The organism is Saccharopolyspora tripterygii (genome assembly GCF_054778355.1).
In genome coordinates this window covers 647,671-659,768 of record NZ_BAAGZP010000008.1, presented here as the reverse complement: position 1 = coordinate 659,768, position 12,098 = coordinate 647,671, and the positions used below count along the sequence as shown (strand labels likewise).

The following is a 12,098-nucleotide window of genomic DNA, read 5'->3' as shown; positions in this document are numbered from 1 at the left end:
AGGGCTTCCATGCTTCATGATCCCGATCAGTGGCTGCACCGCCGCGTCCACTGGCACGCGTACGTCGAGATCTCGACGGGAGCTCCGCTCGAAGCGGTCAGCACGCGCGACGCCCGGTTGTCGAGATCCCCTGCCGCGGTGCTCTCGTCTCCCGAGGCCGTGTGCGAGTGGATGGCGTCCATGACCGGGGAGCACGCTCACCCGGCGACCGTCCACCTCCTGGGGCCCGCCGACGACGAAGGCCGAAACGTCGGGCGTATCGGGGATGACCGGCACATCGAGCACGACCGGCGGGAGAACCTGGCGGTCCTCAGCAGGGGCCACTCGCTCCACGCCCACTTCCGCCGACGTGACGACCGGATGCGCCTGTGGGCGGAAGCGGTCTCGGCGGACGAGTGCCGGGAGGCGCACCGCGGGTGAATCGCGCATGGACCAGTGCCCGAGCGGCGGTGCCCACGCCTGGATCCCGCGCCAGGGAGGCGGGGGCAGCAGCTGCACCAAGTGCCGTGCGTCCCGGTGAAGACGACCGTCCCCAGCCCGGTTCCGCTCGGGCGGGGGAGCTTCTCACCTCGCTCAGAGGTGTTCTTCGGCCAGCGTTCGGGCCAGGGTGGTCAGGATCGGGGCCGGGTCCGACATGCAGCGCTGCGGGTCGGGTTCGACGTCGAGCAACGCGTGGGCGGCGTCGATCCCCGCTTCCGCCAAGCGTTCCGGGGTGAGGTCGCAGCGGCCGGCGATGGCGATGACCGGGATGCCTGCGGCGATGGCGCGTGCCGCGACGCCCGCCGGGGCCTTGCCGTGCAGGGTCTGCTCGTCCAGCGCGCCCTCACCGGTGATGACCAGGCCGGCGCCGTCGAGGCGGCGGTCGAACTCGACCAGGTCCAGCACGACGTCGACCCCGGGCCGCATGGTCGCGCCCAGGGCTGCCAGGGCGGCGAACCCGACTCCGCCCGCGGCACCGGCGCCGGGCTCCTCGGCCACGTCCCGCCCGCCTGCGGCCTTCATGGCCTGCGCGTACTTGCCCAGGGCGGTGTCCAGCAGCTCCACCTGCTCGGGGTTCGCGCCCTTCTGCGGCCCGTAGACGTGGGCGGCGCCGTTCGGCCCGGTGAGCGGGTTGTTCACATCGGACGCGAGGATCAGCTCGACATCGGCGATCCTCGGGTCCAGCCCGGACAGGTCGATCTCGCCGACACGGGCCAGCGGGCCGCCGCCGGGCGCGACCGGATTGCCGTTGACGTCCAGGATCCGCGCGCCGAGCACGTTGAGCAGCCCGGCGCCGCCGTCGGTGCACGCACTGCCTCCGACGCCGAGCACGATCCGCTGGGCGCCGGTGCTGAGGGCCGCGAGCAGCGCCTCCCCGGTCCCGTCGCTGGAGGCGCCGAGCGCGTCGAGGTCGTCGGGGTCCAGCAGAGCGAGACCGGACGCGGAAGCGAGCTCGACGACGGCGGTTTCACCGTCGTAGGCGATCTCGGTGTCGACCGGGTAGCCGGTCGGGCCGCTCACCGGAACCGTCATCCGGGCGTACCCGGCCGCCAGCGCGGCCTCCACGGTGCCGTCACCGCCGTCGGCGACGGGGGCCAGCCTGAGCTCCACGTCGGGGCGTGCTTCACGCAGCCCGGCGGCGACCGCCTCGGCGACTTCCGGTGCCGTGAGGGTGCCCTTGAACTTGTCCGGTGCGATGAGAACGGGACCGGGCAACTGCAGCCTCCTAGGTTCAGCGCGAGATCCAGCCGAAGGCTTCGGTACTGGCGCCGCTGGGTTTGTATTCGAGTCCGATGTGGCCGGTGTAGCCGACCTCGTCGAGCCGGGCGAAGTAGTGCGCGAAGTCGATCGACCCGGTACCGGGTTCTCCGCGCCCCGGGGAATCGGCGATCTGCACGTGCCCGATCGACTCCGGGCGTTCGTCCAGCACCACGTCCGGATCATCGCCGTTGGTCACCAGGTGGTACAGGTCGAGCAGCAGGTGGATGTCATCCGCACCGCCCGCCTCGCGCACCCGGTCGACCACGGCGAGCCCGTCGGCGGCGGTCCGCAGCGGATGCGTCGGGATCCCGCTGACCGGCTCGACGAGCACGGTACCGCCGATCCGGGCGACGCCGCGGGCGGCGCGCACCAGGCTCTCGGTGGCGACCTCGTCCTGCAGGCGCGGATCCACGCCGTCGAGACGGTTGCCGTAAAGCGCGTTGAACGCGCGGCAGCCGAGCCGCTCACCGATCTCGCAGAGCACGTCGACGTTGGCCGCGAACTCCCCGCAGCGGTCCGGATCCGACAGCACGCCCCGCTCACCGGCGGCCAGGTCACCGCCGAAGAAGTTCAGCCCGACCAGGGAGACCCCGGACTCGTCGATCGCCCGGACGAACCTCTCGACCTCGGATTCGGCGGGCGTGGCGGAGGCGAAGGGCCACCAGAACTCCACCCGGTCGAACCCCGCGGCCTTGGCCGCGGCCGGTCGCTCCAGCAGATCGAGCTCGGTGAACAGGATCGACAGGTTGACGTCGAACCGGTCGGTGATCATCGGCTTCCCGTCTCGGTCGTGGTTGCGAGCGAACGCTACCGTCTCGGGCAAGGAGGTCGGTCCATGATGCTGCGCGCAGAGTTCACCACGGAACCGTTCGAGGGCGAGGGCGAGCCACCGGCGCACGCGCTGGCGGCCCGGGACTGCCTGCTGGCGGCGGATCTGGAACCGGACTTCGGCCCGCTGGGCACCGCGATCACCGCCGACCGCGAGCAGCTGCTGCCCGCGCTCGCCGAGGTCCTGGACAAGGCGCTGGCGGCGGGGGCGAACCGGATCACCCTGCAGGTCACCGCCGAGGACGACCGGGTCTAGGCTCGTCGCGATGCATCCGCTGGCCACCGCGATCGCCCCGCTGCTGGAACGCATCGGGGCCACAGCCATCCCCGTCGATCAGCAGGAGCCGGGCGACATCGTGCTGGACTGGGAGGGTTCCCCGGCGGTCGCCGTGCGCGTGCCGGGTCAGGAGCTCACCAGCGCCCTGGACCGCCTGATCCGCGAGGTGGAGACCGAGCTCGGCGCGAAGCTGCCCGACCTGCCCCGACCGGACAAGCAGAAGGCCGTCCGGTTGCTGGAGGAGCGCGGCGCGTTCGGCATGCGCAAGTCCGTCGAAACCGTCGCCAAGGCGCTCGGCGTCAGCCGCTTCACGGTCTACAACTACCTCAACCGCGATCAGCAGCAGAGCTGAGCGCTTCACCTATCACAACCTCCCCGACCTGGCATTTTCAACAAACTGTTGACACTCTCTCGGGGTGGTCGTAGCTTCTTCCGCACCGGACCGGCACTGCGGTCCCCGAGTGCTCTCGGGACGATCGAGCCGGCATGTGAACCACTTCAGCGGAGAAGCGCATGGCTACCACCACCGGTGCGCAGCGGCTCAACGACGCACCTCGGGCCGAGCTCATCGACAGGCTGCTGAGCTGCCTGGACATCACCCGATGGGCGGCCGACATCGCCGATGCGCGCCCCTTCGCCGATGACGCGTCCGTGGAGCGGGCCGCGGCCGAGGCCGCCCCCGGCCTCACCGACGCCGAGATCTCCCAGGCGCTGGCCGCCCACCCCCGCATCGGCGAGCGCACCTCCGAAACCGGCCGGAGCGCCGATTTCTCCCGCAGCGAGCAGGCCGGGGTCGGCGACGAACTCGCCGAGGAGCTGCGCAACGCCAACATCGAGTACGAACGCCGCTTCGGGCACGTCTACCTGGTGTGCGCCAGCGGCCGCAGCGGCGAGGAGCTGCTGGAGATCCTGCGCTCCCGCCTGGACAACGACCCCGCCGATGAGCTGCGCATCGTCGACTCCGAACTCCGCAAGATCGCCGCTCTGCGGCTGGCGAAGGTGATCGAAGAATGAGCGCTGTGACCACGCACGTCCTCGACGCCGCCCGGGGTGTTCCCGCGGCAGGCATCGCCGTCCGGCTGGAAGCCGCCGACGGCAAGCCCCTGGCGGACGGGAACCCCGCGGCGACCGGGCTGACCGACTCCGACGGCCGCTGCCGCGACCTCGGCCCGGACCGCCTCGACGCCGGCGACTACCGGCTGACCTTCGACACCGGCGCGTACTTCGAGAAGCAGGGCACCGCCACCTTCTACCCGCAGGTGTCGATCACCTTCCGGATCGCCGATCCCGAGCAGCACCACCACGTTCCACTGCTGCTGAGCCCGTTCGCCTACTCCACCTACCGAGGGAGCTGAATCATGGGCATCTCCATGGGCCCGAACCAGTACGGCAAGGCCGAGGTCCGCATCGTCACCGTGGACCGGTCGACACCGCGGCACTCCATCAAGGACCTCAACGTCAGCACCTCGCTGCGCGGCGACCTCAACGAGGTGCACCTGACCGGCGACAACAGCAACTGCCTGCCGACCGACACGCAGAAGAACACGGTCTACGCCTTCGCCAAGCAGCAGCCGGTCGGCGAGATCGAGGACTTCGCGCTGCGTCTGGGCAGGCACTTCGTCTCCACCGCCGAAGGCATCAACGGGGCGCGCGTGCTCGTCGACGAGTACGCCTGGCAGCGGATCCCCGTCGAGGGCACCGGCCACGACCACTCGTTCTCCCGCGCCCACGACGAGAAGCGCACGACCGCCGTCACCATCGACGGCGACCAGGCGCACGTCGTCTCGGGCCTCAAGGACCTGGTGGTCCTGAAGTCGACCGGCTCGGAGTTCTGGGGCTACCCGAAGGACCAGTACACGACGCTGCCGGAGACCAACGACCGGATCCTGGCCACCGCGGTCACCGCGCGCTGGCGCTACCTGCACACCGACGTGGACTGGGCCAAGAGCTTCGAGTCGGTGCGCGCCACGATGCTGGAGGCGTTCGCCACCACGCACAGCCTCGCGCTGCAGCAGAGCCTCTACGAGATGGGCAAGGCCGCGCTGGAAGCGCACCCGGAGCTGGCCGAGGTCCGCCTGTCGCTGCCGAACAAGCACCACTTCCTCGTCGACCTCAAGCCCTTCGGGCTGGAGAACGACAACGAGGTCTTCTTCGCCGCCGACCGTCCCTACGGCCTGATCGAGGGCGTCGTCCGCCGCGACGACGTCGCCGAGGCGCCGATGGCGTGGTACAGCACGGCGGAGTTCTGAGCACTTCCCCTCTCTCAGGGGTCGCTGCAGGGTCGCCTTGCTTGGCGGTGCGGGTGGCGGAACCTCACACGCCGCCTGGACTCCGTGCGCCACTCCTTTTGTATGCCAATACACGGCGTCGCGGCGTACTCATCCAGACGACGTGTGAGAACCCGCGGCGGTGCCAGCTGAGTCCCACACCTGAAACAACGGCTCCGCCGCATCCTGAAACGACCCCTGAAACCAAGGCGCTCGCGAAAGCGGCGTCCGGTCCAACGTGCCCACAAGTCCACTTTGGATCTTCATCCCGTTGCAACACAACGAGAACCAGGAAAGAACAGCTCGTGCCGATAGTGACGTGACGACATCGACCCAGCGGGTTTGGGGAGCGAACACATGGCCAGAACCGACACCGGCAGCACCACGCACCCGTGCGACGAAGTGCTGCCTCCCGCCCGGATGCTCGCCTTCGGCATCCAGCACGTGGCCGCGATGTACGCGGGAGTGGTGGCACCACCGCTGATCGTCGGGGAAGCCATCGGCCTCCCTCCGCTGCAGATGACGTTGCTGATCGGCGCGAGCCTGTTCACCGCGGGCCTGGCCACCGCGCTCCAAGCGCTGGGGGTGTGGAAGATCGGCGCCCGGATGCCGTTCGTCAACGGTGTGACGTTCGGGTCCGTGGCGCCGATCCTCGCCATCGTCGCCCAGCAGAGCGGATCGCAGAACCCGCTGTCCGTCGTCTACGGCTCGGTGCTCATCGCCGGGGTCCTCGCGTTCATCGCCGCGCCGTACTTCTCCCGGCTCGTGCGGTTCTTCCCACCGGTGGTCAACGGCACCGTGATCACCCTGATCGGGCTCTCGCTGATGCCCGTGGCGATCAAGTGGATCGCCGGGCAGGACACCGACGCGCCCGACTACGCGGCACCGCAGAAGGTCGCGCTTGGCGCCTTCACCTTCGTGCTGGTGCTGCTGCTCAACCGCTTCCTCACCGGCTTCCTGAACCGGATCGCGCTGCTCATCGGCCTTCTCGTGGGCAGCCTGGTCGCCTGGCCGATGGGCCTGATCGACACCTCGACCTTCGAATCGGCCCCGCTGTTCAACCTCCCGGTCCCCTTCCAGCTCGGGACGCCCGCCTTCAGCCTCACCGCCACGCTGTCCATCTGCATCGTGATGCTGGTGGCGATGATGGAGAGCACCGCCGACATGATCGCGCTCGGCGAGATCGTGGACCGGCCCGCCGATGAGAAGACCATCGCCGCGGGCCTGCGCGCCGACGGGGCGGGCAGCGCGATCTCCGCCCTCTTCGGCGGATTCACCTGCAGCGCTTTCGCGCAGAACATCGGCCTGGTCGCGCTGACCGGTGTGCGCAGCCGCTTCGTCGTGGCCACCGGCGGTGGCGTGCTGGTGCTGCTGGGCCTGTTCCCGATCGCCGGGGCGGTGGTCTCGCTGGTGCCGCAGCCCGTCCTCGGCGGGGCCGCGCTGGTGCTGTTCGGATCCGTGGCCACCAGCGGCATCCGCACCTTGAGCAACGCCGGTCTCGGCGATCCGCACAACGCGCTGATCGTGGCGGGAGCGCTCGGCATCGGCCTGATCCCGGTAGTGGCGCCGTCGTTCTACGACCACTTCCCGGAAGCGATGCGCACCGTTCTCGACTCCGGCATCAGCACCGGGTGCATCGCCGCTCTCCTGCTGAACCTCCTGTTCTCCCACCGCCGGCGAACCCAGATGTCGTAATTGCGGATGCGTGACCGCTTTTCGTTCGTCACCAAAATGGAATACCCGCATTCCGCATTGCTCCAGCCGAAGGAACTCCTGTTGGTGATCGGCCCCAATCCCGCTTGCGAGTGAAACTATTCGTCGACCGAATCGTTGATCCGCCAAATGCCGCGCCAACCCATGGGAGTCGCAATGCGGATGCGGACCCTGATCACCACGAGCCTGGTCGGCTTATCGCTGGTGGCCACGCAAGCGAGTGCCGGTGCCGCCGACGGCGGCGACCCGCTGGCCGAGAAGCAGTGGGGCTTGCAGCAGATGCACGTGCCGGAAGCCTGGGCCTCCAGCACCGGTGCCGGGCAGACCATCGCCGTGGTGGACACCGGCGTCGACCTCGGGCACCCCGAATTCAGCGGGAAGCTCGTCCCCGGCGCCACCTTCGCCTGCGGCGGAGCGCCCGGCCCCTGCGGGAACGGGGACTGGATCGGCGCTGACGGCGTCGGCCAGGAAGGCGACGTGCACGGCACGCACGTCGCCGGAATCGCGGCCGCGGCCGCGAACAACGGCGTCGGCATCGCCGGCGTCGCACCGGACGCCAAGATCATGCCGATCAAGGCGCTGGAGAACGGTTCGGGCACGTTCGAGGAGATCGGGGCGGGCGTGCGCTACGCCGCCGATCACGGTGCCAACGTCATCAACCTGAGCCTGGGCGCCCAGCCCGGCATCCAGGTCCTGACGCTGCTCGGCATCCAGTCGGCCACCAAGGAAGCCATCGCCTACGCCCGCGAGAAGGGCGTCGTCGTGGTGGCCTCGGCGGGCAACGAGACCGCGCCGCTGTGCGACACCCCGTCCTGGGAGCAGGGCGCGCTGTGCGTGGCGGCCACCGACGCCAACGAGATGCACGCGGTGTACTCGAACCTCGGCGTCAAGCTGAACCTGCGCGCGGTCTCGGCTCCCGGCGGCTCGTCGCTCGGGGAGTGCGACGGAGACGTGTGGTCCAGCGTGCCGCGCGGGATGGGCAAGCCCGAGTGCGGGCAGGGCGACTACGACGCGCTCGCGGGCACGTCGATGGCCGCCCCGCAGGTCGCCGGGGTCGCCGCGCTGCTGGGCGCGCAGGGACGTGATGCCGCGAGCGTCGAGAAGGCGCTGATCTCCACGGCTCGCACCCCGATCGTCAACGTGCGCGGTCTGTACAACCCGGTCTACGGCTACGGCGTCGTCGACGCCGCGGCCGCTGTCGCGCACCAGGGCTGAGTCACCGCTCCCCACCGCGGCCGGTGATGGCGCTCGCCATCACCGGCCGCGGTTCTTTCATGCGTCTTTTCGTTCGGAATTGGTCGCATGGTCCACTCGATCTACGGAAGAATGGTCCGATGGGTTGCCGCCGAGCAACCGAATGATCATGGAATTTCGGGAGTGTGCCGTGGACCTTTCCAAGCTGTTCCAGATGGTTTCCCCAGCCAAGCAGCACCATTCGCGCGGAAGCAGCGACCACCACCGCCGCAAGCACGACAGCAGCAGCGATCACCGGCGTCGGCGCGACAGCAGCGACGACCACCGCCGCAGGCGGGACAGCAGCAGCGGGCACCGCCGTCGCCACCGCAGCCACAGCTGACGCAGCGGTGCTGATCGAATCCTTGACCTCGTCGTTCTGCGGCGGAGAACCGGAGGACGGCTGGGGACCACCCGGCGCTCCGCTGGCAGCGGGCGACACCCTCGCACCCGGTTACCTCGTCGTCGACCACCTGCGGCGCGGTAGCCGGCTCGACGTGTACGACGTGTGGAGCGAGCAGCGGTCCTGCCGCTGCATCGCCAAGACCATCCGGCCCGAACGCGCGACCGACGAACGCGCGATCGCCTGGCTGCGCAACGAGGGCGTGCTGCTGACCCAGCTGACCCACCCGCACCTGCTGCGCGGCTACGAGATCGTGCGCAGCGCAGAACCCGAGCGGCCGGTGCTGATCACCGAGACGCTGCCCGGGCACACCCTCAGCTACCTGATCGCCGAGCTGGGGATGCTCCGCCCGCTGGACTCCGCGGTGCTGGGGATCCAGCTGTGCTCGGCGCTCCGGTACCTGCACGGGCACGGCTGGGCGCACCTGGACGTCAAACCGTCCAACGTGGTCGAGATCGGTGGCCGCGCGGTGCTGCTGGACCTGAGCCTGGTGTGCCGGATCGGCGAGAAGAGCTCGGCGGGCACCTTCGACTACCTCGCCCCGGAGCAGGCCGACGGCGAGCGGATGTCTCCCGCCGCCGACGTCTGGGGACTGGGCGTGACGTTGTACGAGGCGTTGTCGGGCACCACGCCGTGGGCCTCCTCCTCGCACCGCGAGCGCACCGCCGGCGGCGGGCCGCACTACCCGCAGCGCACCGAGCGGGCCGCGCCGCTGCGCACGCACCGGCGGTTGCCCGCGGCGCTCTCGCGCGCGGTGGACGAGTGCCTGACGCCGGATCCGGTGTCCCGGCCGACGATCGCGGAGCTCTCCGCCAAGCTGGTCGCCTGGTCGGGGATGGATCCCCGGTCGATCGGCACCTAGCGGCGGCGGAACGCGACGGCGAAGGCCACCAGCGCGGTCGCGAGTGCGAGCTGGCCGCCCCAGACGATCCGGTTGACGTTCACCGCCGGGTGCCAGGTGACCGCACCATCGACCTCGATCGAGAACGCGCCGATGGCTCGCGCCTGCACTCCGCCGCCACCGCCCGCCGCGTCACCGCGAGGCCCGCCCCAACCCCCGCCGAGCTGCACCTCCCCGACCGGGACCAGCGTCGCGTCCCCCTGGCGCACGGGCTCCCCGAAGATCTGGTGATCCCCGAGCTGCTCCTTGAGCTTCTCGCGCACATCCCGATCCATCCCACAACCTCCAAGAAACCGACCGAACCCAGTCTCCCCCCAAAAACCCCACCCCCGCTCCCTCCCAGACTCGACCTAAGAAGAGACCAGCAGGGTGCGACGAGGGCTGCGGAGGCTCGCGGCGGTCGGGACTTCGGTGGGCAGGTCCCAGTTTTCGTCCAAACTGAGCCGACATTTCGGACATGATCATGGCTCAGTTATGACTAAGGAGTCGTTTCAGAATGCGGCGGAGCCGCTGTTTCAGGTGTGGGACTCAGCTGGCACCGCCGCGGGTTCTCACACGTCGTCTGGCGAGTACGCCGCGACGCCGTGTATTGGCATACATCAGGAGTGGCGCACGGAGTCCAGGCGGCGTGTGAGGTTCCGCTACCCGCACCGCCAAGCAAGGTGATTCTGCAACGACCCCTAAAACTGGGACCTGGTGAGGCTCGGGCCCTACTGGACGTCGAGGACGAGGGCTGTGACGTTGTCGTCGGCTTCTCGGGTGAGGGCCGCTCCGACCAGGTCGTCGCAGATCTGCTGGGGGTCGCTGCCGGAGGACAGCAGGTCCCTGAGCTCGTCCGGGCTCTGGGTGTTGAACAGCCCGTCGGTGCACAGCAGCAGCCGGTCGCCCTGCTTGACCGAGGCCCCGGCGTGGTCCACCTCGACCTCCGGCCCGACACCGATCGCCCTGGTCAGCACGTGCCGGTGCGGGTGGTTCCGGGCCTCCTCGTCGGTGACCTGGTACGTGCGCAGCAGTTCGCCGGGCACGTTGTGGTCGTGGGTGAGCTGCTCCAGACGCTGGTCGCGCAACCGGTACAGGCGGGAGTCCCCGACGTGGACCACCACGGCGCCCGCGTCGTCGGTCAACCCGAGCGCGACGATCGTGGTGCCCATGGACGTCCCGTCGGCGTTCGCCCTCTCCCACACGGCCTCGTTCGCCAGCCGCGCCGCTTCCAGCAGTCCGGCGGTCGTGCGATCGGCTGCGAACGCCGATGCCAGCGTGTCGAGGGCGAGTCTGCTGGCGACGTCGCCGTCGGCGAAACCGCCGATGCCGTCGGCCACTGCGAACAGCCCGTCGGCGACGAGCGTGGCGTCCTGGTTGCTCTCCCGGCCACCGGTGTGCGTGGTGGCGCCTGGCTGAAGCGTGCTGGTCACGGCGAACCCCTTCCTGGTCGGAGGTGCTGGGGAGACGTCGGCGAGCAGCGCCGCGCGCGCCTCGGCCAGTGCTTTCCGGCGCGAGTCGGAGGACTCCACGATCTCGCGGTCCCAGCGCTCCCACCGCTGCGCGCTCGGGTCGGCGAAGTAGCCCGCGATGTCGTCGACCGCGACGCCCGCCTGCCGCAGCAGGCCGATGACGCGCGCCCGGTGCAGCTGGCGCGTCGAGTAGTAGCGGTATCCGGACCAGGCGTCGACCGCAGCCGGGACCAGGAGCCCGATTCCGGCGTAGGAGCGCAGCATCTTCGCGGACAACCCGCACCGCGCCGAGAACTCCCCGATGCTCAACAACTCGTTCACGCGACGAGCATGAGCCTTGACCGCGGGGAAGGGTCAACACCGCGTGCGAACTCCCCTACTGCATCTCCAGGACGAGGGCGGTGACGTTGTCGTCGGCGTCGGCTTCCAGCGCCGCTTCCACCAGGCCGTCGCAGAGGTCCTGCGGATCGCCGTCGGAGCCCAGCAGGCGCTCGATGTCCTCGGCGCTCTTGGCGTTAAAGAGACCGTCGGAGCACAGCAGCAGGCGGTCGCCCGGTTCCGAGGTCAGCTCGTCGAGGTCGATCTCGACCTCCGGACCCACGCCCACAGCGCGGGTCAGCACGTGCCGGTGCGGGTGGTTGCGCGCGTCGGCGTCGCTGACCTCGCGGCTGCGCAGCAGCTCGGCGAGCACGGTGTGATCGCGGGTGAGCTGCTCCAGCGAGCCGTCGCGCAACCGGTACAGCCGCGAATCACCGACGTTGATCGCGACGGTCCCGGCATCGCTGGTCATCGCCACCGCGACCAGCGTGGTGCCCATGGAGGTGCTGTCGGCGTTGGACCTCAGCCACACCGCCTCGTTGGCCTTGCGCGCGGACTCCAGCAGACCGGCGGCCGTGCGGTCGGTGGCGAACGCCGATTCCAGGGTGTCGAGGGCGAGCCTGCTGGCGACGTCACCGTTGACGAACCCCCCGATCCCGTCGGCGACCGCGAACAGCCCCTCGGACACCAGCACGGAGTCCTGGTTGTTCTTCCGGCCGCCTACGTGCGTCGCGGAGCCTGACAGCAGAGTGCTGGCCACAGCGGTTCCCTTCGTCGAAGGTCCCTGGCGTGATGCGGGCGGACGAGCCGCGCGGGCGCCGGCCAGGGCCGTCCGACGCTCCTGTCGAGGACTCCGCGATCCCATGATCCGAGCGCTCCCACAGCTCAACGCCCGGATCGGCGAAACAGTTCGCGATGTCGTCGACGCAGTCAACAACGCGCGGGGCCGCGAAGTGGAGAAGGCGGC

The 12,098-nt window shown here is 69.9% G+C and carries 15 protein-coding genes; 10 read left to right on the top strand and 5 right to left on the bottom strand.

Going from position 1 to position 12,098, the window contains the following annotated elements:
* Positions 1–9: 9 nt before the first annotated feature.
* Positions 10–420: a hypothetical protein gene (locus tag ACYVF3_RS08700; RefSeq protein WP_461153649.1), complete on the top strand. Its 411-nt coding sequence runs from the start codon at positions 10–12 to the stop codon at positions 418–420.
* Between the two features lie 153 nt (positions 421–573).
* Here the strand turns inward: ACYVF3_RS08700 and ACYVF3_RS08695 are convergent, their stop codons facing one another.
* Both ACYVF3_RS08695 and ACYVF3_RS08690 read right to left on the bottom strand, forming a co-directional pair.
* Entirely contained in the window at positions 574–1,701 is a 1,128-nt protein-coding gene (locus ACYVF3_RS08695) for a glycerate kinase (RefSeq protein WP_461153837.1), read from the bottom strand.
* Positions 1,702–1,711: 10 nt separating this feature from the next.
* A complete protein-coding gene (locus tag ACYVF3_RS08690) occupies positions 1,712–2,512 on the bottom strand; it encodes a hydroxypyruvate isomerase family protein (RefSeq protein ID WP_461153836.1) in 801 nt (266 codons plus the stop codon).
* A 63-nt stretch (positions 2,513–2,575) separates the two neighbouring features.
* On the opposite strand from ACYVF3_RS08690, the gene ACYVF3_RS08685 reads away from it, so the two are divergent.
* From ACYVF3_RS08685 to ACYVF3_RS08645, 9 genes are all read left to right on the top strand, one after another.
* Positions 2,576–2,824: a hypothetical protein gene (locus ACYVF3_RS08685; protein WP_461153648.1), complete on the top strand. Its 249-nt coding sequence runs from the start codon at positions 2,576–2,578 to the stop codon at positions 2,822–2,824.
* Positions 2,825–2,834: 10 nt separating this feature from the next.
* Positions 2,835–3,197, top strand: a complete 363-nt coding sequence (locus tag ACYVF3_RS08680) for a helix-turn-helix domain-containing protein (protein ID WP_461153647.1) — start codon at positions 2,835–2,837, stop codon at positions 3,195–3,197.
* Between the two features lie 161 nt (positions 3,198–3,358).
* Positions 3,359–3,859, top strand: coding sequence for a 2-oxo-4-hydroxy-4-carboxy-5-ureidoimidazoline decarboxylase (gene uraD, locus ACYVF3_RS08675; protein ID WP_461153646.1), 501 nt, complete (start codon positions 3,359–3,361; stop codon positions 3,857–3,859).
* Positions 3,856–4,200: a hydroxyisourate hydrolase gene (gene uraH / locus ACYVF3_RS08670; RefSeq protein WP_461153645.1), complete on the top strand. Its 345-nt coding sequence runs from the start codon at positions 3,856–3,858 to the stop codon at positions 4,198–4,200. Before uraD ends, uraH begins: the two co-directional genes overlap by 4 nt.
* Positions 4,201–4,203: 3 nt before the next feature.
* Positions 4,204–5,094: a factor-independent urate hydroxylase gene (gene pucL, locus ACYVF3_RS08665; RefSeq protein ID WP_461153644.1), complete on the top strand. Its 891-nt coding sequence runs from the start codon at positions 4,204–4,206 to the stop codon at positions 5,092–5,094.
* Between the two features lie 375 nt (positions 5,095–5,469).
* Complete coding sequence (locus tag ACYVF3_RS08660) at positions 5,470–6,807, top strand: nucleobase:cation symporter-2 family protein (protein WP_461153643.1); 1,338 nt, start codon at positions 5,470–5,472, stop codon at positions 6,805–6,807.
* Positions 6,808–6,981: 174 nt separating this feature from the next.
* A complete protein-coding gene (locus ACYVF3_RS08655) occupies positions 6,982–8,040 on the top strand; it encodes a S8 family serine peptidase (RefSeq protein WP_461153642.1) in 1,059 nt (352 codons plus the stop codon).
* A gap of 169 nt (positions 8,041–8,209) precedes the next feature.
* A complete protein-coding gene (locus tag ACYVF3_RS08650; RefSeq protein ID WP_461153641.1) occupies positions 8,210–8,401 on the top strand; it encodes a hypothetical protein in 192 nt (63 codons plus the stop codon).
* Positions 8,402–8,408: 7 nt separating this feature from the next.
* Positions 8,409–9,323, top strand: a complete 915-nt coding sequence (locus ACYVF3_RS08645; RefSeq protein ID WP_461153640.1) for a serine/threonine-protein kinase — start codon at positions 8,409–8,411, stop codon at positions 9,321–9,323.
* Here ACYVF3_RS08645 and ACYVF3_RS08640 read toward each other — a convergent pair.
* The 3 genes from ACYVF3_RS08640 to ACYVF3_RS08630 form a co-directional block, all read right to left on the bottom strand.
* Entirely contained in the window at positions 9,320–9,637 is a 318-nt protein-coding gene (locus ACYVF3_RS08640; protein ID WP_461153639.1) for a hypothetical protein, read from the bottom strand. The genes ACYVF3_RS08645 and ACYVF3_RS08640 overlap by 4 nt on opposite strands.
* Before the next feature lie 435 nt (positions 9,638–10,072).
* Positions 10,073–11,134 carry a MerR family transcriptional regulator gene (locus ACYVF3_RS08635; protein ID WP_461153638.1) on the bottom strand — a complete coding sequence of 354 codons (1,062 nt, stop codon included), beginning with the start codon at positions 11,132–11,134 and terminating at the stop codon, positions 10,073–10,075.
* Between the two features lie 55 nt (positions 11,135–11,189).
* Positions 11,190–11,891, bottom strand: a complete 702-nt coding sequence (locus tag ACYVF3_RS08630; protein ID WP_461153637.1) for a protein phosphatase 2C domain-containing protein — start codon at positions 11,889–11,891, stop codon at positions 11,190–11,192.
* Positions 11,892–12,098 lie beyond the last annotated feature (207 nt).

Coding starts and splice junctions, on each gene's coding strand:
- ACYVF3_RS08685 (WP_461153648.1), top strand. CDS start 2,576: ATGATGCTGCGCGCAGAGTTCACCACGGAACCGTTCGAGGGCGAGGGC.
- ACYVF3_RS08680 (WP_461153647.1), top strand. CDS start 2,835: ATGCATCCGCTGGCCACCGCGATCGCCCCGCTGCTGGAACGCATCGGG.
- pucL (WP_461153644.1), top strand. CDS start 4,204: ATGGGCATCTCCATGGGCCCGAACCAGTACGGCAAGGCCGAGGTCCGC.
- uraD (WP_461153646.1), top strand. CDS start 3,359: ATGGCTACCACCACCGGTGCGCAGCGGCTCAACGACGCACCTCGGGCC.
- ACYVF3_RS08640 (WP_461153639.1), bottom strand. CDS start 9,637: ATGGATCGGGATGTGCGCGAGAAGCTCAAGGAGCAGCTCGGGGATCAC.
- ACYVF3_RS08660 (WP_461153643.1), top strand. CDS start 5,470: ATGGCCAGAACCGACACCGGCAGCACCACGCACCCGTGCGACGAAGTG.
- ACYVF3_RS08700 (WP_461153649.1), top strand. CDS start 10: ATGCTTCATGATCCCGATCAGTGGCTGCACCGCCGCGTCCACTGGCAC.
- ACYVF3_RS08655 (WP_461153642.1), top strand. CDS start 6,982: ATGCGGATGCGGACCCTGATCACCACGAGCCTGGTCGGCTTATCGCTG.
- uraH (WP_461153645.1), top strand. CDS start 3,856: ATGAGCGCTGTGACCACGCACGTCCTCGACGCCGCCCGGGGTGTTCCC.
- ACYVF3_RS08690 (WP_461153836.1), bottom strand. CDS start 2,512: ATGATCACCGACCGGTTCGACGTCAACCTGTCGATCCTGTTCACCGAG.